The sequence below is a fragment of the Vibrio sp. CUB2 genome, from assembly GCF_001557945.1.
In the GTDB taxonomy this organism is placed as follows: domain Bacteria; phylum Pseudomonadota; class Gammaproteobacteria; order Enterobacterales; family Vibrionaceae; genus Vibrio; species Vibrio owensii.
In genome coordinates, this window is sequence record NZ_LNRB01000015.1 from 19976 (window position 1) to 40541 (window position 20566).

General features: G+C 45.7%; 17 protein-coding genes. 12 read left to right on the forward strand and 5 right to left on the reverse strand.

All coding sequences use genetic code 11. The features are described from left to right. Positions 1-71 precede the first annotated feature (71 nt). The 9 genes from ATB78_RS29880 (at position 72) to topB (ending at position 8841) form a co-directional block, all read left to right on the forward strand. A complete protein-coding gene (locus ATB78_RS29880; RefSeq protein WP_021018376.1) occupies positions 72-224 on the forward strand; it encodes a hypothetical protein in 153 nt (50 codons plus the stop codon). Then, positions 221-976 carry a VirB8/TrbF family protein gene (locus ATB78_RS20580; RefSeq protein ID WP_061010198.1) on the forward strand — a complete coding sequence of 252 codons (756 nt, stop codon included), beginning with the start codon at positions 221-223 and terminating at the stop codon, positions 974-976. Before ATB78_RS29880 ends, ATB78_RS20580 begins: the two co-directional genes overlap by 4 nt. Beyond that, positions 973-1740, forward strand: a complete 768-nt coding sequence (locus tag ATB78_RS20585) for a TrbG/VirB9 family P-type conjugative transfer protein (protein ID WP_061010200.1) — start codon at positions 973-975, stop codon at positions 1738-1740. The genes ATB78_RS20580 and ATB78_RS20585 overlap by 4 nt, the downstream gene beginning before the upstream one ends. After that, positions 1733-2926, forward strand: a complete 1194-nt coding sequence (locus ATB78_RS20590) for a TrbI/VirB10 family protein (RefSeq protein WP_061010202.1) — start codon at positions 1733-1735, stop codon at positions 2924-2926. Before ATB78_RS20585 ends, ATB78_RS20590 begins: the two co-directional genes overlap by 8 nt. 196 nt (positions 2927-3122) lie before the next feature. Beyond that, on the forward strand, positions 3123-3299 hold the full coding sequence (locus ATB78_RS29885; protein WP_179947014.1) for a hypothetical protein: 177 nt from the start codon (positions 3123-3125) through the stop codon (positions 3297-3299). Further along, positions 3283-4299, forward strand: coding sequence for a P-type DNA transfer ATPase VirB11 (gene virB11, locus ATB78_RS20595; RefSeq protein ID WP_061010204.1), 1017 nt, complete (start codon positions 3283-3285; stop codon positions 4297-4299). Before ATB78_RS29885 ends, virB11 begins: the two co-directional genes overlap by 17 nt. 42 nt (positions 4300-4341) lie before the next feature. Continuing rightward, positions 4342-6081, forward strand: a complete 1740-nt coding sequence (locus ATB78_RS20600) for a type IV secretory system conjugative DNA transfer family protein (RefSeq protein ID WP_081096632.1) — start codon at positions 4342-4344, stop codon at positions 6079-6081. Between the two features lie 10 nt (positions 6082-6091). Beyond that, positions 6092-6628 carry a hypothetical protein gene (locus ATB78_RS20605; RefSeq protein WP_061010208.1) on the forward strand — a complete coding sequence of 179 codons (537 nt, stop codon included), beginning with the start codon at positions 6092-6094 and terminating at the stop codon, positions 6626-6628. Positions 6629-6636: 8 nt separating this feature from the next. Beyond that, complete coding sequence (gene topB / locus ATB78_RS20610) at positions 6637-8841, forward strand: DNA topoisomerase III (protein WP_061010210.1); 2205 nt, start codon at positions 6637-6639, stop codon at positions 8839-8841. 242 nt (positions 8842-9083) lie between these two features. Here topB and ATB78_RS20615 read toward each other — a convergent pair whose 3' ends face one another. The 4 genes from ATB78_RS20615 to ATB78_RS20630 all read right to left on the reverse strand — a co-directional run bounded on the left by ATB78_RS20615 (position 9084) and on the right by ATB78_RS20630 (position 15169). Further along, the gene (locus tag ATB78_RS20615; RefSeq protein WP_061010212.1) at positions 9084-10097 is read right to left on the reverse strand and encodes an IS110 family transposase; all 1014 of its coding nucleotides are present in this window, start codon (positions 10095-10097) and stop codon (positions 9084-9086) included. Positions 10098-10648: 551 nt separating this feature from the next. After that, positions 10649-11665, reverse strand: a complete 1017-nt coding sequence (locus ATB78_RS20620) for an IS110 family transposase (RefSeq protein ID WP_061010378.1) — start codon at positions 11663-11665, stop codon at positions 10649-10651. A 206-nt stretch (positions 11666-11871) separates the two neighbouring features. Then, entirely contained in the window at positions 11872-12525 is a 654-nt protein-coding gene (locus ATB78_RS20625; protein WP_061010214.1) for a hypothetical protein, read from the reverse strand. Further along, a complete protein-coding gene (locus ATB78_RS20630) occupies positions 12515-15169 on the reverse strand; it encodes a DUF2235 domain-containing protein (protein WP_240537425.1) in 2655 nt (884 codons plus the stop codon). The genes ATB78_RS20625 and ATB78_RS20630 overlap by 11 nt, the downstream gene beginning before the upstream one ends. 473 nt (positions 15170-15642) lie before the next feature. On the opposite strand from ATB78_RS20630, the gene ATB78_RS20635 reads away from it, so the two are divergent. The 3 genes from ATB78_RS20635 (at position 15643) to ATB78_RS20645 (ending at position 19119) form a co-directional block, all read left to right on the forward strand. Further along, positions 15643-17427 carry a DUF4209 domain-containing protein gene (locus ATB78_RS20635; protein WP_155647848.1) on the forward strand — a complete coding sequence of 595 codons (1785 nt, stop codon included), beginning with the start codon at positions 15643-15645 and terminating at the stop codon, positions 17425-17427. Between the two features lie 595 nt (positions 17428-18022). Further along, complete coding sequence (locus ATB78_RS20640) at positions 18023-18511, forward strand: mobile mystery protein A (RefSeq protein WP_061010221.1); 489 nt, start codon at positions 18023-18025, stop codon at positions 18509-18511. Further along, positions 18508-19119, forward strand: a complete 612-nt coding sequence (locus ATB78_RS20645; RefSeq protein WP_061010223.1) for a mobile mystery protein B — start codon at positions 18508-18510, stop codon at positions 19117-19119. Before ATB78_RS20640 ends, ATB78_RS20645 begins: the two co-directional genes overlap by 4 nt. Positions 19120-19303: 184 nt before the next feature. Here ATB78_RS20645 and ATB78_RS20650 read toward each other — a convergent pair whose 3' ends face one another. Then, positions 19304-20311: a ParA family protein gene (locus tag ATB78_RS20650; protein WP_081096633.1), complete on the reverse strand. Its 1008-nt coding sequence runs from the start codon at positions 20309-20311 to the stop codon at positions 19304-19306. Positions 20312-20566 lie beyond the last annotated feature (255 nt).

Here is a 20566-nt window from a genome sequence, read left to right on the forward strand (position 1 = left end):
TTCCTCACACTCTCACCCTAGACACCGCGCCGCTTTACGCGGTTTTTTTGTATCTAAAAAAGGACATTTTTATGAAGACGTTCACCCTGTTATTGGTGGCGTGTTTGACTGTGGGCTGCTCTAGCACTCCACCGCCGCCACCGGAGCCAAAAGGCGATATCACTCCGGTTAACCCCTCCAAAGTTAACCTCGCTGATTTGTACACCCAAGGAGATATGCAATGAGCACAACCATCGATTCTGCCTTGGAACACAATCATGCCAAGGCTGAGAAAAAACCAACCGCCAAACATCAAAAGCAAGCTGATGCGTACCTCGAGGAGATTAAGCAGTTCGAGCAAGACCGCGTCGAAATCGCCAAGAAAAATGCGAAGACCGCATGGAAAGTCGCAACGGGCTCTGGCGTTCTCGCCTTGGTGCTCGGCATTGCCATTGTTGTGATGATGCCACTAAAAACCGTGGACTATCGATTGCTTTACATCGACCCACAAACAGGCATGACTCAAATCATTCAACCACTCGCTGACGCAAGAGAAATCACGTACGGTGAAGCGTTAGATAAGCATTGGTTGAATCGTTACGTCATTACTCGTGGCTCTTACCAATGGCAAACCGTTCAAGACGCCTTTGACTACATCAAACTCACCAGTCGTCACGATGTATTCAGCGCTTACAGCACGCAGCTACGAGCTAAGAACTCCCCTGTCGAAGTGTTCAAAGACTATAAGAAAATCCGCTTAGAAGACGTTGCCATTTCGTTCTTGCCAACCCGCCAAGACCAAATGCTCGCGCAAGTGGCCTTCACCAAAGTGGTACTCAATAGCGACGACACGCCTGACACCTCTTACCTACCGACCAAATGGAGCGCCACCGTTACCTTTGATTACCTCAAGGAAATCAAAACGGAATCAGAGCGCCAACTTAACCCACTTGGTTTCCGAGTCACCAGTTATCAAGAAAACAGGGTGATCCAATGATGAAACAACTGATTGTCTCTTTGGCGTGTTTGATGGCGTTCTCCACCCACGCCTTAACCCTGCCAAAGCATCAAGGCAAAGACCGCCGCATTGTGTATGCAGAGTACGACCCAAGCGATGTGATTGCGATACGCACCAAAGTGGGCGTCACCACCCTCATTCAGCTCGACAAGAATGAAACCATTGTGGGCGAGCACTCTGGTTTAGGAATGGGAGATGCCGCCGCATGGGGGTTTAACGTCCGCGGTAACAACGTGTTCTTTAAACCTCAAGCCAAACAGCCCAATACCAACTTAACCATCGTGAGCGATTTGGGGCGAACTTACTCATTTGAACTGTTCACCAATAAACAGCCGTTCTACGTGGTGAAAATGCGTTACCCAACACCGAAGAAAGCCAACACTACCCCTCTCAAAGCCCCTTGTACTGATGGAAAATACAACTTCCGTTACGTTAAATGGGGCGATGAGGAATTAGCCCCCGCCTACGCGTGGGACGATGGCCGTTTCACTTGCATGAAGTTTTCTAAAAACGCCGAGCTGCCTGTGATTTACCAAATCAACGCCGACGGCAAAGAGTCGTTAGTGAACTACCACATTGAGCAAGACACCATCGTGATCCATTCGGTTGCCAACGAATACCGTTTGCGCCTTGGTGAACGTGTTCTAGGGGTGCTTTCTCACTTTGTCGAATTCGCTGGCCACAACCCAAAAGCGAGCTCGATTAAAGCCACTCGCGTCATTAAGGAGGACGAACATGAGTGATGACAACACCATTCCAAGCGCTTATGAAAGTGCCAACCTCGACCGTGGCGAGCTCACGGTGAGTGGTCGTAAAAAGAAAAACAAAGCGGTCATTGTGATCGCTTTGGTGATGCTCGCTTTGGTCGTCGTCGCGGTGGGGGTTCTGTTCGCGATTAATCAATTTCGTGAAGCAGAAGTGGAAACAAAGCCCCTACAGCCAGAGTCTACGGCCGAGGTAGTTGGCGTTGAAAAAGGCACGGTTGGCAACGACAGTGCTTGGTTTGAGAAAGCCAAGCGTGACCATGAAAAAGACAAGGCGCAGCAAGAGCGCGCCGCACAGTGGAAGCGAGAACAAGAGCTCAAGCAAGCCAAAGAGCAAGCAACGCAGCAGCAGCCTGTCACCGTACCTAAAACGGGCGTTCCAGAGCCCAATGTCGCAAAGCAACCTTCCACTACATCGAAACGAGACAAGAACGCGCCACCGACTCCGCAAGAGCGCCGCTTAATGGGTGGCCTTATGGTTAATGTTGAAAGTGGCAATGCCGCCAGTAGTCAAAGCCCCTCTGAACCTGCCTCTTATGACAACAGCTATGACGCACCGACCTTCGCGATGGGTCATGCCTCCAAGCGCAAGCAAGGAGGGTTAGACTTTTTGTTGAAGCACAGCTCCGTTATCCCTTGCGCGCTCTACAGTCAGGTCATTTCAGACTATCAGGGCATTGTGATGTGTCGTGTCACTCAAGATGTGTACAGCGCCAATGGTAAAGCGCTACTCGTTGAACGAGATTCGTTAATCACGGGCTCTCAGAACGTCCAGTTAGAAGCAGGGAAAAACCGCGTATTCACTGCATGGGCTGATATCGAGACGCCGAACGGGATTTCAATTCGCATCGATTCGCTGGGTGCAGGTCGCCTTGGCGCAAGCGGTAACGAGGCTTGGATAGACAATCACTTTAAAGAGCGCTTTGGGGGCGCAATTTTACTGTCTTTCCTCGATGATGCTTTTGGCGCACTCGCAGAAAAGGCCGCTTCATCGGATGGCGATATAACCTTTGATAGCTCAACCGAGAACGCCAGCAACATGGCAGAGAAGGCACTTGAGAGCAGCATCAATATTTCACCAACGGGTTACACCCAAATAGGTCAACGCATCAACATCATTGTTGCTCGCGACATTGATATGTCGAGTGTGTACACCTTCGAATAACCGCTAAATCTGGTTGGTCTGCGGGATTACATGATTGATATATATGTAAAATTTTAGACCCGACAGGCCAACCACCTTCTCACTTTCACGTCACTTCAATACAAGGCTCGCTTTTTGGCTGCAATAACGGGCGTAGCGCTTGTTGAGACAAAAGGAGTAACACGCCACGCGTGGATAAAGACTTTGGAGATTGTCCATGGAAACCCTGTCTGAATTTGATATCGCGCTCGCGCAGCGCCTCAACATCATCACCCCTAACTTTCTTGCTCATGCCTCACCGCAGTTCGTCAATTATTGGCTTGAGGTGCAAAAGGAAATCGAGCAGCGAAGTATGCTCCATAACGCAGAGGATAGCCATGAACACCATCGATAAGGCCGCCACGGTCAATCAATTACTCAGCATGACCGGACTGCGGCACTACTTAGACTTAGAAGGGCTCACCGAGATTGCCATCAACCGACCTAACGAGGTATGGTTCGATCGTGGTAACGGCTGGGAGCACAACGCGCTGCCAAACTTGTCATTAAACATGTGCAGCAATCTCGCGAAAGCGTTAGCGACTTTCGCGGGACTGACCATTCCTCTCGGTGAAGCCAATCCTGTCGCCTCAGTGATTTTTCCTGATGGCGAGCGCGGTCAAATTGCTATCCCCCCTGCCACTGAAAACGGCATTGTCAGCATGACCATCCGAAAGCCTTCCCTCACTCGGTTTGCGCTGTCGAGCTACCAAGAAAGCGGTCGCTTCTCTGATTTTAGAGAAATGGATGTGAACCGTGTTGAATTAACACCGGTTCAAGAGCAGCTTCTCACGCTCAAACAAAATGGCGACATGGCGCAATTCTTTAGCATGGCAGTAAAGAGCAAGCTCAACATCTTGCTCGTCGGCGGGACTGGTTCAGGTAAAACCACCGTTATGAAAGCGATGGTGGACGAATACCCCGCCGATAAGCGCCTCTTCACCATTGAAGATGTGCATGAGCTCGACTTACCCAACCATCCCAATCACCTTCATCTGTTTTACAAGCAAGGTGGCTTAACCCCGAAACAAATCATCGAGTCGTGTATGCGAATGAAACCCGACCATGTGTTGCTTGCAGAACTTCGTGGTGATGAAGCATGGACCTACCTTGAAATGCTCAACACTGGACACGAAGGCTCAATCACCACCATTCACGCCAACGACTGTTATTCCACACCCGCACGATTGGCGGGATTGGTGAAACAATCCGAAGTCGGCCAAACACTCGATTATCACCACATCATGCGAACCATTCGAACCAGCATCGATGTGATTGCCTTTTTCAAACACACTCACCTCGTCGAACTCTTTTACGACCCCGTCGAGAAGAACCGACTGTTAAGCGAGGGCTAAATCATGGCGCTATCGAAAAAGAAAAAAGGAATATTGTTCGCCATGTTCCTTTTTTTTACTCTGCTGTGCTTCATTGGTGGCTTGTACGGTGGCGGCGCTGCCTATTACAAGCTCACCAATATCTCGTTAGAGCATCTGACCTATCACAGCCTCTTTGACCAGTGGCAAGCCTACCACCACAACCCAGACATCAAGAAGTTCTTGGTGATTGGGGTGGCCGTGAGTATCGCCATCACTTTGTTTCCGACGCTGATGGTTATCGTGATAGCCATTGCCAGCCAAAAAAAAGAAGAAATACACGGCAGTGCGAAGTTTGCAACCGACATGGACTTGGCGAACTCTGGTCTTTTCCCTAACCCAAAAGCCAAGAACAAGAAGCCAAGCATCTTGTTAGGCAAGATGCCCAAAGGTCGCTTTAAAGGCCGTTTTATCGAGCTAGAGAGCTCGCAGTTTGTTGAAGTCCCTGCCCCAACGCGAAGCGGTAAAGGGGTTGGTATCGTTATCCCCAACTGCGTGACCTATCCCGATTCGTTGGTTTGTGTCGATATTAAATTCGAGAACTTAGTCAAAAGCGGCGGGTTTCGTCAGCAATGCGGCCAAGCCGTTTTCTTGTTTGCGCCGGATGGGTATGCCATTGATGAGCAAGCGCGAGAGCGCGAAGAGCTTCGCACTCACCAATGGAATCCTTACGATTACGTTCGCAGAAGTCCCGTGTTTCGAGTGAGCGATGTGCTCAATATTGCTAACAGCTTATACCCAATTTCTGGGGATAAAGGCGATATTTGGAATGAGTTAGCGGGTAAGCTATTTAAAGGGCTCAGTTGTTGGATGCTCGATACCGAGACTATTACAGGTATCACACCCTCTTTGCCTTACGTGCTGAAACTTGGCGGCATCGAGGGAGGCCTAAGAGCGTGGATGCGCCGAGAAATCAAAAACGACTACGTCTCAGACGATGTACGTTTTGAGTTCAATAATTGCTTATCGATGGCCGAAGACACCTATTCGAGCGTCGAAAGTAACTTACTCAGTCCATTGGCGATATTCAGTGACCGCGTCACCGCAGCCGCCGTTAGTGGTTCGGATTTTGATTTTCGTCAGCTGCGCAAAAAGCGCATGACCATCTCCGTCGGTTGCCAACCCGCGAACCTCAAAAACTTCGGCAAGCTGTTCAACTTGTTCTTCGAGCAGCTTATTTCAGAAAACACCCGCACCCTACCTGAGCATGACGACACCCTGAAGTATCAGTGTTTGGGTTTGCTCGATGAGTTCACTGCCCTTGGCCGAGTGAAACAAATCGAAAAAGCAATCAGCTACCCCGCTGGTTACAACCTGCGATTTTTGACCATCTACCAAGACGAAGGCCAGCTCGAAGAAGTGTATGGCCGAGAGAACGCGAAAAACATTCGCAAGAACCACGGTGTCAAGGTGGTGTACCCCCCGAAAGAAGTGGACGACAACGTTCGCCGCCTCTCTGACACCTTGGGTACTAAAACAGTCAAAAAGCGCAAAGTCAGTCGCAGCACGGGCAAAGGTTCAAGCCGAACAACCAGTGAAGATGAGCTAAAGCGAGCACTAATGATGCCGCATGAAATCGTGGAGCTTGGCTTTGAGAAACACCCGATTGCCAAAGAGCTCGGTATCAAAACCCTGATTTTGAAAGAGAACCAACGCCCCTTCATTGCAGAGAAAATCATCTACTTTGAAGAGCCCGTGTTCGCTGAGCGAGTGAAATACTCCGAGGCGAATATCCCTGAAATCCCACTCCTTAAACTCCATTGAGGAACATCCCATGAAACACAAACTGTTTATGGCCGCTATCACAGCGGCTTTTTTGTTACCTGTACAACCCACTTTCGCAGCAAGCGACGATGAATGCGCTATTTGGCTTTGCCTTCCAACAGGCTTTCCAAGTGGCTGCGGTGGCGCGAAAAGTGCGTTTAAGAAACGCATTAAAAAGTTCAAACCACCCCTACCAAGCTTCGCCTCTTGCCTGTTCTCTGGCGACATTCCTGTTGGTACAGCATCAAGTGACACCGACATGGCCGCTCGTGATGGTCGCGCCGCTTACATTCCACCACGCAGTGAGTGTGTGAAATGGGAAACAGGTAAGGATTGGAGCCGATGCGTTAAAACAGAGATGAAACCAAGCCAGATCATTAAAGACAGAAGTTGTCACATCAACCACAAACAAGGGACTTCAAGCCCAAAACATTGCTCGCATACCATCAGCTACGTTGAGACGTTCCAAGATGGCAAGCAGTACGGGGAAACCTATTACTTCGATAATGCAGGGAACACCTACATCGAAGGTTCAACCGAACACTAGGGGGTACTATGATCGTTTATATTGCAGAGAAACCCTCCCTTGCCAAAGCCATCTTCGAAGGGTTAGGTGGCAACCCGCAAACGCAGCGAGGGGATGGGTTTTATCAACACAAAGAGCACGTCGTCACGTACTGCGTCGGACACCTTTTAGAGACTTATGACCCTGACGACTACGATGAGAAGTATGCGAAGTGGACGTTTGATGATTTGCCTATCTCGACAGTCTACCCGCCGACCCTCAAACCCATTCCAGATACCAAAAGCCAACTTCAAACCGTGCTTAACTTCATCAAGAAAGCCGACACGATTGTTCACGCTGGCGACCCTGATGACGAAGGGCAATTGTTGGTTGATGAGGTGCTTAACTACGCAGGAAACACCAAGCCTGTTCAGCGCTTATTGGTCGCTGACTTGAACCTTGCTCCGGTTCAAAAAGCACTGGCGAACATGGAGTCAAACGAGAAGTACGTTCCCCTTGGTATGAGCGCTCTAGCGCGTTCTATTAGCGACAAGAGCTTTGGGTATAATCTAACACGGGGTTGTACCTTAAAAGGTCGTGAGAAAGGCTTTCAGGGCACGCTATTCGTTGGCCGCGTTAAAAGCGCGGTTATGGGTTTTGTGAACGAGCGAACGCTGGCAAACCAAAACCACCAAAAGAGCTTCTATTACGATGTTTATGCGCAGTTTGAGTGTGGCGAAAATCGCATAAAAGCGAAGTACAATACCAAAGAGAGCGATCAGGTTGATGATAAAAAGCGTTTAATTTCAGCATCTAACGCGAGCTTCATTCAAGACTCTGTGACCAATAGACCAGGACTGGTGACATTGGTCGTCACCAAGCCAGAAAAGAAGCTTGCACCACAGCCATTAAACCTTTCTACGCTGCAACAACTTTGCGCGAAAAGTTACGGTTACAGTGCTGAAAAAACGCTGAGCATTGCCCAAAGCTTGTATGAGACGCACAAGCTCTTAACCTACCCTCGAACGGACAATCGCTTTCTTTCCGACGAACACTACTATCAAAGCAGTGATATCCTCGTCGCCATCGGCGCAACCTACCCTAGCCTCACCGACTCGATTACCAATACCAATGTTGATATGACGCGCAAGCACAAGGCATTCAACACCGATAAAATCGAGGCGCACCACGCCATCATTCCAACCACCAAACACGGAAACCAAGCCAGCCTAAACAAAGAAGAACGACAGGTTTATGAGTTGGTTTCTCGTTACTTCATCGGTTTGTTTTATCCAGAGTCCATTCGAGATAAAACCAAAGCCATGTTTGAAGTCGAAGGCTACCAGTTCAGCGCAACGCAAAGCGTACTCGTTGAACAGGGATGGGAAGTGCTGCACAGCGAAGAGAAGGAAACCCAAAGCGATCATGATGGGTTTGACTTAGCCACGCTGAAATCAAACACAGCAACCACCTGTGTCGAAAGTGAGGTTGAACAAAAGGAAACCAAACCACCGAAACTGTTTACGGAATCAACACTGTTGGCCGCAATGACCCGCGCCGCCAGTTTCATTGATGATCCAGACCTTCGCGCTAAGCTGGAAGCCAAAGACAAAGACAGCGATGACCGAGGCAGTATCGGAACAGAGGCAACCCGCGCCAGCATCTTGAGCCAGCTTGCCGCAAACACCGAACTCATCTTGATTGGCGAAGAAAAAGGTTACAAGGAGAAGGTTTGGAGAACCACCAAGCAAGGTCAAGAGCTTTGTGCCGCACTTCCTAACGAAATCATCAAACCCGATATCTCTGCGATCTGGGCAGAGAAACAAGCCTTCGTTAAAGCGGGGGAAATGTCGGTTGAGGACTTCATTGCCGATGTGGACAGCTACATTACGGAGCGCATCGATGGCTTAGACAAGAACGGCATTAACATCACTTCGAACACCGTCCCTTGCCCTAGTTGTGGTAAGCCTTTATACAGACGCAAAGGCCGAAATGGTTGGTTTTGGTCATGTTCTGGTTATCCAGAATGCGATAAGGCTTACCCTGACCTACAAGGCAAACCTGACTTTAGGCCAAGGATTAAACCTGTTGTCAGTGATCACAAATGCCCGACTTGCAGCAAAGGTCTAATACGCCGCAAATCACCGAAAGGAAAAGGTAAATACTTTTGGGCGTGCTCTGGCTATCCAGACTGCACCACCACGCTCTTTGATCGCAAAGGTCGTCCTAACTATGAAAGCGCTAAATGCAGCTAAGAAAAATGTATGGTCCGCCCCGTTATTGCAACTACAATTTAGTAATAACGGAGTTGGTTTGCGCTAATGTATCCGGAGTCCACGTTGGGAACATTAACTTCCCCGCTCCACGATGATATCCGCGCCAGATTATCCTTAAAAGCCCCAAAGCAACTAGGTGCTATTTTTTGTATCAGGTTACTAATCTGGCCGTTCGACCGTTTTTGTCATCACGTTCATTGGCGTTGCAAACTTGGTTATGGCTATACAGCCTTAAAAGCTTGGCGGTGGTACAACACCGCCCAAGCTATTCTTGCTAGCTTATTGACAAGTGCGACTACCACTACATTAAACGGCTTTGTTGCTCGTAAATTGACTAACCAATCTCCAAACACTATTCCTGTTGTTTCTATCCTAGATAGCACGGACCTCGCTCCATGTATAAATAGAGCGCGAAGGTGTTTGTTCCCTCGTTTACTCATGCCTAATAGCTTTGATTTGCCACCCGTTGAATACTGCCTTGGAACGAGTCCTAGCCATGCAGCCATCTCGCGACCTCCACCAAAGTTTGAAGGAGAACTGATATTGGCCACACACAACGTTGCTGTTAAATCACCAATACCAGGAATACTCTTCAAAAGTTCGGCATTTTCATTATTTTCAGTAATCGCTTTCAGTTTTCTATCTTGAGTAGATACTTGCTCATTTAGGTATTTATAGTGCTCATGAATCGAGAGCAACTCAGCGACCAGACCCGGTGGTAGCTTTATATCTTGCTCGGCCAACCACTGAAATAGCGCTTTCATCTTGGCATGGCCTTTAGGAAAACTCAGCCCAAACTCAAGTAGTATTGCTCCAATTCGGCTCATACAAGCCGTTCGTTCTTTGATATAACCATCCCTCACTCGATGGATAGCTGCGATTACCTGAGCTTCCTCTGACTTGGCAGAGACAAATCTCATGCTTGGTCGACTCGCTGCTTCTGCTATCGCAGCCGCATCAATAAAGTCGTTCTTATTACCTTTGACGTAAGGTTTTACATATTGAGGCGGGATAAGTCGAACTCGATGCCCATAGGCTTCACACTTTCTCGCAAGCCAGTGAGCACCACCACAGGCTTCAAAAGCGATGATGGTAGGTTCAAGTACAGATAAGAAACGGAGTAGTTGGCTTCGACTAAACTTACGGCGAATAACGTCTTTGCCAGTGTGATTGTTGCCAACCGCATGAAAGCAGTGCTTGCCTAAATCGATACCTAAGATGTGAATGGTAGACATATGGTTCACCTCGTTCTGAGAGCCTACTCTAAGCGTAGGGCTTGAGAGTGAGGCGGACCATATAATTAGCCCCGTTACCTATTGGTGACGGGGCTTTTTATTTTGTTCTAATGTTCAGTTCAATTAACCAGACGGTGCAGCAGAAAATAATTACCGGTTCAGCTGCAGAACGTCCATTTTGTGAACCCCGCGATTACAGCCGCAGCATAAGTCACTAGTGCTGACTGATATTCGATTCTTACACATTAACTTGTAAGCCATACCGAGACAGCAAAGACAAATTGCTGGTTATAAAACTCGTTTTTGGACAAATGTATGGTACGCCCCGTTTTGCAAGTGAAAAATTCAAATAACGGAGTTGGTTTGCGCTAATGTATTCAGAGTCTAATTGGGGACACCTACATGCTACATAGCCCCAGCTCTACGATGAGATCCGCGCCAGATTGTCCTCAAAAATGAGAAAGCGTTCTATGTCGCTGTTCTGTCCACAAGGTCTTCAATCTGGTGGTCTAACCGTTTTGTCATCTTTCATTTTCATATGCAAACTTGATTTATACTCTTATTTCAAATGGTTTCTTCGTAGCCATAACAGACCAAGCTATCCTCGCTAACTTATTGGCTAAAGCTACTAAAGCAACATTAAAAGGCTTTCGAAGTTTTAAGTCTGTAAGCCACGAGCCAAAGTATCTCTGAGCAGTTTCATCTCGCCATAAAACAGCCCTAGCTGCATGGATAAAAAGCTCACGAAGTTCTTTGTTACCTCGCTTGGATATCCCTAGCATTCTTGGCTTTCCACCTGTTGAATATTGAAATGGTACTAACCCTAGCCAAGCTGCAAAGTTACGGCCATTGGAAAAGTCTTTAGGGTCGGAGACGGAAGACAGGCAGCAAGAAGCTGTCATAGGTCCAATGCCTGGTACGGTTTGTAATATAGTAAATAACTCATTGTCACGATTAAGAGTTTCCAGCTTCTTATCTTGCTCTTTAATTTTGTCATTAAGATCATTGTAATGACTAAGCTGATCTCGTAACTCAAAGACGAGTAAAGAAGGAACTGGCTGCCCTGTATCTGCCAACCATTGAAAAAGACGCTTCATATTCGCATGCCCGCGTGAAAAGCTGAAGCCAAACTCAGTAAGGATAGAACCAATACGGTTCATCGTTGCCGTTCGCTCTCGAATATAGCCTGTTCTAATCCTGCGAATAACTACTCCTAATTGTGCTTGTTCAGTTTTCGGTGAAACAAAGCGCATTCTTGGTCTGGTCGCAGCTTCGGCTATAGCATCTGCATCAATAAAATCATTCTTATGACTCTTCACATATGGCTTAACATATTGAGGGGGAATCAGCTTAACTTGATGCCCATATTCTTGGCATTTTCTTGCAAGCCAGTGAGCACCACAGCAAGCCTCCATTGCTATCAATGTTGGTTCATGCACAGAGATAAACTGTAGTAATTTACTTCTAGATAATTTGTGCCGATATTGTTCACGACCACTATAGTCGTGGCCAACTAGATGAAAAGTAGATTTACCTAAATCGATTCCAATAACTTTGATTGCCGACATGATGGCACCTCCCATATTCAGCGACATAGCTGAGTGTAGTGCAGGTGTGGGGCGTACCATCTTATTAATGAGTTTCGGAAAAGCGAACATTAGCAAACCATGAATAACCATAGGTATGGCAAAGTGAAAAAAGCCCACTGTCAGGTTCTATGAAAGTGGGCTAAGACTATACAGGTTAAGGTATGGAAAATCGGCTGTTTCTATGGTTAAGGTGTATTGTCCGTAAATGGTTTGTCTGACATCTCTCCCTTACCGTCATATAAAACAACGACTTTTGTATTACCTGTCTTGCTATATGGCGCAGATTGTACCCAACCATTAGGATCTGCATTCTCTCGGATAGTACAATCATTATGCTTTCTGTTGGGATTGCAAGAGTACTTGTATAATAGTAATACTTGCTCTTTATTTACTAAGACCTGCATAACTCCATTTGTCTTGAAGTTTGAGTAATAATGGTTGATTGTCTCTATTTTTTGCTTGGCAAGCTCGGTGTCTATCACATCATCAATTCGAAACCATTTAGTATCATAATTCTCATCGAAATTACCCCACTCGAGCTTCCAACGCTTTTGCCACTTTTCATGTGATGAACCGCTACCAACTCCATTTTCCCATTCGCCTTTTATAGCGCTAGGAATACCAATATCAATGCCTGCACTAGCACAACACCCCTGAACGCTCCCATACGCAAAGTTTGCTCCTCCACCATAAATATCACTGACCCACATATCACGAATAAAATGAGGTCCACCTAAAGACCCTGCATTGCCAATGCTCGCAACTGAAACAGGCTTACTCTCAAAGCAACCATTAAGTAGAAAGCACATACTTACAGCAATTAAAAATCTATACTTCATTATCAAATACCACTCGCTTGAGTTGGTTTCCTTCTTTCGTTACCGCATTAACAAGACTGTCCATTGCAGTCTCACACCCTGCGTTGATGAGTGCATCATGAGGGCGATGTATCCATTCCTTTCCGTACTGGCTAATCTCTCCTTGCCAATATGTCGGTGCAATGCTTCCTAACGGTTGAGCTAATAACTTTTCATTCAACGTTTTTAAAGCCGCATCACATCCTGTCAATTGATTAAAATCTTGCGGATAGGCGAGCTTATCGTCATCCCAATTCACACCTGCGACCTCTGCCTGCTGTTTCATTCTTTCTAATGGCAAAGCCGAAAGAGCATTGCTAATAGGCTGAAGCTCGTAATAATAAAGAATTCCATTCACCAATGTCACAACACCATATAAACCCTTAGTGCGGCATTCCAAATTCCAAGCATCTTGAGCGTGCTTGTGTAGACGCTCACTGTATGCGGCGGCTCCATAGGCATTCTGTTGTGCTTGTATCTCTTGTCTTATGGATTCTTTTTTTATTAACTCACGATTATAAGTTGCAGACAGAGGCATTCCATACCTTTCAGGTAAACCTTGCTTTGCATACTGATCTTTTGAAGGATAACCGCCACCAATGTCTGTGTGACAGCCAGCAAATACTTCCTCATAAAAGTTAGAAGGTAGAATGCCATCGCTAGGTAGCAGTGATGTTAGAGGGAAGTTCTTTCTGTATTCGTGATGGGCGCTTATCTGGAATACACGCTCCGCACAACTAGTATCAAGTCCTAGTTCAAAATTACCTTCATCGTTATTTCCAGCGAGATAGAACGAGCCTACGGTATCGAACAGCCCAACAAAACGAACGCTACAGGTGCGCGTCTCGTCAGGATAGTAACCATGTTTAGGTTGGCTACTGACATCATCTTGGTGTGCCAATATGTTTGGGAAAACTTCACCGAATGCTTCACCATCTCGCGGCTTGTCATAATCAGGTAATCCATCTTTAACGGCATTAACAAAGTGACGAGCTAAAGCCGCGCCGCGGCTAAAACCGAAAACATCAAACTCAATGTGCGTTATGCCGTCAAAACTCCCTTCACTGGACAAAGAGTCGACAATATCAAAATACTGCCGTATCCAGTTTTGCCACTTATAAAATGCCCCAGTATCGTCAGCGACAAGGTTATAAACGGTGTCAATGAAGGTCGATGTTTTCCCTAAATTATTAGGGCTTACACCAAATGCTTGAGCTAAAGCGATTTCATCTTTTCCTTCATCTATCAAGGTTGGGTTTTGCCACGCTCCATCCACAGTCCCGACCCCAGCAACATAAATTTTATTGGTCTCATCATCTAATGGGTAAATTTCAAATAGCCGTGCCACATTGGTGCGTGATTTCACCCCACGTGTTTCTTTGTAAAGATCATTCAGATGGTTTTGTCCAGTACCATCAAAGAACACCCCAATCCGTAGTATTTTTTCTTCGACTTTTTTTACATTGAGAACTGGTGTTGTCTGAGAAATACCTTGAAGTTCAAAGATGTTTTTCATTGACGAAGAAAGCAGTGGCTGATTGTACTTCCCCCATGTATTACCTAATACATAGCTCTCGCCAACTTTTATCTCCGTTAACGGAGAGGGAGATTCTTTGATTTCTTGAGTCTCATCGACAACATCCGATTTTTCAACAATAAGAACATCGCCAGCTCTTAAAGCCATCGGATCTTGTTCGAATGATGGATTTAATTTGAGGAGTTCTTTCGGGCTAAGGTCGTAATACCCTGCAATATCATTCCAACTTTCATGCTGTCCATTATCCTTCATATTCACTTTATGCGTTTGAATTTCTTTGCCAGCGGTATCGTTGATGTCAGAAGGTGCTTCTCTTGGTAGAAAAGGCTGTTGTAAAGAAGAAACAAGGAGAGCTGTGTCAATCAGTGTCGCATTTTCGTCGAGCCAAACCATGCTCACTTCGCTCAATTGCTCGTTGGTCAACTTACCACGGGAATAGAGTATGTGTTGTTTCTCTGGTTCTTTTCCTTCAACTTTCACAGGAACCAGTATAGAACTAAAAACCTGATCGCTTACAGGGGTGCTAGAGATACCATCAGACGATGAAGATTGAGTAATACGCCATCCCCACTTTCCGTCGCCTAGTATATCGAGTTCATACAACAACTTACCTTCGTAGAAGTAGTAATAGAAGCCATGCAAAGCCCAACCTAATTTTGACTCGCTCTCTAGGGATGGCAACAAGGGAATAAACTCAGCATTAAAGTACCCTGAGCCGATAGATCTTGGCATAACGTTAAAGGATGTGCTGATGCCAAAGTTCTGATGAAACTCATGAGTCAGCTTTTTTGACTCTTCGACATGACACTCTCCTGTGAGCACGGTATACCTTGCCGAGTCTAACGCCTCTTCAGAGTGCCAGCGTTTAACGCTCTCCTCATTATCAGACTTACCAAGAGAGAAGACACCTAATTTCAGGCTAGACAGATCGGACTTTGGTGCATAGATCTTAATACGGCACTCAAACCTCGCTACAGGCTCAGGTTCGTGCGCTGGGGTTGGAGTTGGAGGTGCGAGAGGGACATCATCCTGAACTGGGGTATATCCAGCACTTGTTAACCGTTTCGGCTTAGGGAATTCTATCGGCATATCATATACTTTCAATTCAAAAGTACATTTTACCAACAGTGCATAAATCACACAGTAAGCAAGAGGGTTGTTTTACTATGCAATCTGCTTGATTTCTTAGGCATTTTAACTAACAAAAGACAAGTGTTGGGCACATTTACAGAATTTTTAATGCCCCTTAACCCCTAAACAGCCTTGGTTCGAGGACGACGTCAATTCAAAACCACCTTTTACTAAAGAAACCTCTGCGGACACACATTAGCCGTATTTTTGCAAGGCTCGGCTAACTACGACCATACCTTTTTGACGAAACCAATAATAGGGCAATAACTTATATAGAATTGAACATTAGCAATCCTTAAATTAGCTCAGGTATGAGAAAAAGAAGTTGTTAGGAATAGGTGTAAGTTGTACGGTTATGACTTTAATGCAACCAAGAGCACATCGAGATTTGTAGGAAGTGAAGCTTCGTGGTGGCGATTATCGAGGAGCCTATGTCATTACATGAAAAAATTGTAACTCTAGAGCAGTTACAGGGACTAGATCTAGCAGATATCTTGTCTGAAGTAGAAGAACACTCATACCACTACATCGAATCTGCTCTCGCAGCGCAACAAGAAAGTGTCCCTGCCCGTTTGTTAGCCGCTGCATGTTCAATGCACTTTACTCCACGAGACCCTAAGGCTCCTTTCAAGCCCAAATTTGTCTTTGAAGATCGTAGAGGCTTGATAGCTAGTGACTTCAGCGAAGGGTCACTTACGGCACTGAAAGACTTCTGCCCAGAAGTTGAAAACCATGAACTACGAGCACGATTAGCCGATATTGCATGGATTACGAAGTCTGGGACTATCGAGCATGCTTATATGGCGATAGAAGCGTATTTAGAGTCAGCTAAGCAACTTGCTGATGAATCTGATTCGTGGGTTCTGCCATGTGAACGAATTGAGCGCGCCCTACGCCTGAGCTGCATGTTCAGACGGGAGAATCAACGTCCTGATTTATTCGAAAACGTATCTCAGCTCCTTCTTGAACAATTCGAAATACATAAAGAATCTGAGAAGTGCTTTTTCGCAATACGCTTGTTAACTCTTTGCCTTGAGTTTGGTATCAAAGAGACTGATTGGATTTACGAACAAGCTCTAGAGCTAGCGAGATTGAAGTTTGAAAGAGGCGATTACGACTCATCCATTAATGCAAACGAAATAGCTTTAGATGCAGCTATGTCTATGCGAGACAGAGAGAAACAGATTGCTACTTGGCAGTCTATTTCTGAATGTCATGTCAAAGCGGCTGAGCATTATCAGCAAGGTATGATTGCCGCTGGACGCTTGCTCAAAGCAATTGATGCTTTGTCTAAAGTACCTGGGACTAAAGAACAAAGGCTGGCTCTATATGAAGAAATGAGAGAGCAGCAAATTGAATCGTTGCACGACCTTGGTCTTATCGTTACTGACGGACAAGATATTAGTCAGCTTGTTAATACTGCTATTGCCAACGTGCAGAGTGTTGACTTCTTCGATGCTATTTTCCGCTTGGGTACTATCACAAGACCATCGAACATAGAGCAGTTAAGAGAGCATGCAGTTGAGCAGATGCAAACTAGTATCTCATGGATGTTCGGCACGACTCATCTAGATCATGAAGGTATGACAACAGCTGTAATTCCTGCTGGTCTTGGTATTGAAGATGATGAGAATGGCCTACGATGCTGGAGCATTATGATGCGCAACATTGGCATTGAGCACCAGTTAGGTGTGCAAGGCAAGATTATGCCAGCTCTGAATGAAGTCACTACCAAATACGTTGTTACAGAAGAAGCAATTGAACAAATCTGTTCCAATCACCCATTCATTCCAGATGAACATGAAGAATATTTTGTGAAAGGTCTATTGGCGGGTTTCAATCGAGACTTCATGACCGCTTGTCATTTGCTAGTGCCGCAAATTGAGAACTCTCTACGTTATCTCGCACGTCAGCAAGGAGAGGAGCCTTCTACGTTACATGGTGACGGGTCACAAGAACGTAATGGTATTAAAGCTCTGCTTGGGCACCAAGCGATCATTGATACTTTGGGGGCTGATTTAACCACCAACTTACAGGTAGTCCTACTGGATAAAGTTTATGGTGACTTGAGAAATCAACTATCTCACGGGTATGTACCAGCATCAACTTATTGGGGAACTGCTCCTAAGTTTCTCTGGTGGTTGGTGTTACACATAGTGATGATTCCATATGCTAGACAATGGAAAGAGCACTACAAGCAAGAAGTGCAGGAATAAACGATTCAGCGGGAGCCAAATGGCTCCCGTTTTTAGTCTAAACGGTGAGATACTATTCCAACATCACCTTGCATTAATAAGTATTCCCTAACCGCATCGCATCTTTGTTGGTAATGATGTTGAAGCTCAAAATCTTGTTGATCGTGCCTGTACCAGACGTATTGAAGGGTTAAATTACTCGATGAAGCGTAATTTCTCGCTACGCTAGCCATACTCTATTCGGATAACTTTTCGTAGGGGAAATTTGCATTAACAAGATGAGAATGATCTTTTACTCTAAGTTGCAAAGGGGCAGAAATCATTCAGAGCAGAAGTCTGGATTGTGTTTTTCCCAAAACAACGCCCATTGTCCCCAGAATCTAAATCAACCTAAACCGTTCACTTCCCACTCTAGCGATGCCGAAGACGTTTACACTTCCAAGATGAATTTGACACGACCATTGTCCAGCAAACAGATAGCCAAACACGCATTGTATTCTTTTATCGATACGTTTACCTTGTCTGTGTATTAAAAAATAGATATGGCAACCTTTATAATGTATACAAAATTAGATACCATTAGCACTACTGCGTATTTTATTAGAGATACAGAATTATGAAAAAATCCGGTGTCTATGCCGTTGCACTCAAGCAAGTCAAAGCAAAAATCAGCGCTTTACTCGATTTATCTGTGCCTAAACCGCCGAAAAATGGTTGGGTGCGCAGTATCCGTGAGGCCTTGGGGATGTCGGGCGCGCAATTAGGTGAACGTCTTAATCTCTCTCGTAATCAAGTCTCCATATTGGAGCGTAAAGAAGCCGATGAAACCATCACACTCAAACAACTTAAACAGCTGGCGAGCGGGCTCGATGCCGAACTGGTTTATGCGATTGTTCCGCGTCAGTCGATTGATGACATGATAGAAGCGCGCGCTATGGAGTTGGCCAAGCAGCGTTTGGCCATGAGCCACCAATCGATGTTTTTAGAAGCGCAGCAGTTAACCTCAGAGCAACAACAGCAAGCGCTGGTTCAATTAGCCAATGAGATTAAAACGGGTAGCACCCGAGATTTGTGGAAAGTCAGTTTGCAGGAGAAATACCAATGAGTCTGTTTGTTGAACCAGAGGGCGCAACCGAACTAAATGCCGATGATGTTGCCGGGCTAAAATTTGATCACATCACGACTCGCGAAGAGCTTAATGAGCTTGAAAATGCCAACATACTGCAAGGGTTGAGTTGGTTATCCACGACGCCTAAAACCAGCATGGATGACATTCTTTCTATGGCGTTTGTGGAAGAGTTACATCAACGTTTGTTTGGTGATGTGTGGGAATGGGCCGGCAGCTACCGTCACCGAGAGTTGAACATTGGTGTCGATCCGCTGAATATCCGGCCAGATTTACACAACTTACTGGAAGACATCAAATGTTGGATTGAGTTTGAACACTATGACAGCCTAGAACTCTCGGCCCGGATACAGCACAGGTTAGTTAAAATTCACCCTTTTCCTAACGGCAACGGACGTCACTCGCGCGTGATGACGGACTACATACGAATGGTACTACTCAAACAAAAGCCTTTAGTTTGGTCCAATACAGATTTGGATAAACAAAGCCAAGAGCGGGGTGAGTACATTGCAAGCTTACGCCAAGCTGATGCCGGCGATTATGCACCTTTAATTCAATATCTTCAGGCGAAAGGGAATGTGACTTAAACTAAGCGTTAAGAGCTAAATATACAATTTCAGAGTGGATAGTTAAAAGAGGCTGGAACGTCAGCCTCTTTTCTTTGTACAGAGAGCAAGCTCACCAAAACATCCCCTATTGTCCTCAGAAATGGAGTACACCACACCGACAATTCTTGGACATAAACAAGGCTCCCGAGGAGCCTTTCAAAAACTAGAGAACTTGCGTTAATCTCTCCATAATTTGATCGTAATGACTTCTACTGTCGCGAGCAGTAGTGATATGCGCCCCCGTCAAGCCATCTTTAGAAGTACAGTGGAACACAGGTTTCTTAGAGTCTTGTGAGTAAGGAATTAGGCTATGAAGGTTCGGAATAGCGCCAAGCTGAGAACCTTGATCATTTGGCCATTTGTAGACTTGTCCTAGTGGTTCAAGAATATCGATGATGTTTGTCTGAACCGCATCTACAACCTGGTCTCCAAAGATTTTCCAACCTTTAGTCATTCCAGTAGCGTTATTTCTCAAGTTATGTTGCTGAGTCACAAAACCTAAAAATTGGGGTTTACCGTTCGGAAGCGATAAGCTGTCGCCACCATCCCATGAATCATGGCATTGTTTCCACTCTTTGTTCCACAATGCCAGCTTTTTACCGAGGTTTTCTGTACCCCTGATAGAAAATAGATCTGGTGACATTGGAACTATGAAATAGTCACTTGAAGCTAATACTGAACGGTTCAACGCTCCCAGATTAGGCCCCAGATCTAGCATCACAACATCGGCATCGATCCTATCAGCACACCAGTCAATATAACGGTGAATTGCGCTCTGTACACGAAGCGGTTGTTCTGCTCCACCTTTAGCACCGTTCCAAGTATCACCCAATAAGTCTTCAAATGTACTAAGCGAAACATCACCCGGAACGATAAATAGGTTGTTATTGTCACCAACTTGAGTTGGTTGGCGTTTGTGGTGGTCACCAATACCTTTGTAAATCGGCTCAATAATACGCCAGATACTGTTGCCACCATGACCTCTGTTGCCGCCCCAGCTTTTTAACAGCACTTTATCGTCGATGCTGTAAGCTGATAGGTTACATTGAGAGTCGAGATCAACCATTAACACTCGCTTGCCTTGCTCGGCCAGTAAATGCGCAATATGGTACATATATGTTGTTTTACCAACACCGCCTTTGTTGTTAAAGATACTAATCTTTTTTGCCACGGCTCACCTTGCTGATATTTAAGACATTAATTATTGTAACCTTATTATAATACCGCAGAGTTTTATAACCACCAAGATAACCACCAAGATTATACAAAACGCAATGTTCTTTGCGTTCTAATAAGAAGACTTTCACCCCGTATTACATCTCGGGGATTAACAGCGAACAGCATGAGAAGAATGGATAAGTTTTAGTATTGCAAAAACACGTGAACAGGGTGTGATGAGTAAAAAGTCTAGCCAATAAAAGGGGCA

Bases quoted from the DNA above. Each gene is read 5' to 3' on its own strand.
- ATB78_RS29880 (WP_021018376.1), top strand. From the start codon at position 72: ATGAAGACGTTCACCCTGTTATTGGTGGCGTGTTTGACTGTGGGCTGC.
- ATB78_RS20580 (WP_061010198.1), top strand. From the start codon at position 221: ATGAGCACAACCATCGATTCTGCCTTGGAACACAATCATGCCAAGGCT.
- ATB78_RS20585 (WP_061010200.1), top strand. From the start codon at position 973: ATGATGAAACAACTGATTGTCTCTTTGGCGTGTTTGATGGCGTTCTCC.
- ATB78_RS20590 (WP_061010202.1), top strand. From the start codon at position 1,733: ATGAGTGATGACAACACCATTCCAAGCGCTTATGAAAGTGCCAACCTC.
- ATB78_RS29885 (WP_179947014.1), top strand. From the start codon at position 3,123: ATGGAAACCCTGTCTGAATTTGATATCGCGCTCGCGCAGCGCCTCAAC.
- virB11 (WP_061010204.1), top strand. From the start codon at position 3,283: ATGAACACCATCGATAAGGCCGCCACGGTCAATCAATTACTCAGCATG.
- ATB78_RS20600 (WP_081096632.1), top strand. From the start codon at position 4,342: ATGTTCCTTTTTTTTACTCTGCTGTGCTTCATTGGTGGCTTGTACGGT.
- ATB78_RS20605 (WP_061010208.1), top strand. From the start codon at position 6,092: ATGAAACACAAACTGTTTATGGCCGCTATCACAGCGGCTTTTTTGTTA.
- topB (WP_061010210.1), top strand. From the start codon at position 6,637: ATGATCGTTTATATTGCAGAGAAACCCTCCCTTGCCAAAGCCATCTTC.
- ATB78_RS20615 (WP_061010212.1), bottom strand. From the start codon at position 10,097: ATGTCTACCATTCACATCTTAGGTATCGATTTAGGCAAGCACTGCTTT.
- ATB78_RS20620 (WP_061010378.1), bottom strand. From the start codon at position 11,665: ATGTCGGCAATCAAAGTTATTGGAATCGATTTAGGTAAATCTACTTTT.
- ATB78_RS20625 (WP_061010214.1), bottom strand. From the start codon at position 12,525: ATGAAGTATAGATTTTTAATTGCTGTAAGTATGTGCTTTCTACTTAAT.
- ATB78_RS20630 (WP_240537425.1), bottom strand. From the start codon at position 15,169: ATGCCGATAGAATTCCCTAAGCCGAAACGGTTAACAAGTGCTGGATAT.
- ATB78_RS20635 (WP_155647848.1), top strand. From the start codon at position 15,643: ATGTCATTACATGAAAAAATTGTAACTCTAGAGCAGTTACAGGGACTA.
- ATB78_RS20640 (WP_061010221.1), top strand. From the start codon at position 18,023: ATGAAAAAATCCGGTGTCTATGCCGTTGCACTCAAGCAAGTCAAAGCA.
- ATB78_RS20645 (WP_061010223.1), top strand. From the start codon at position 18,508: ATGAGTCTGTTTGTTGAACCAGAGGGCGCAACCGAACTAAATGCCGAT.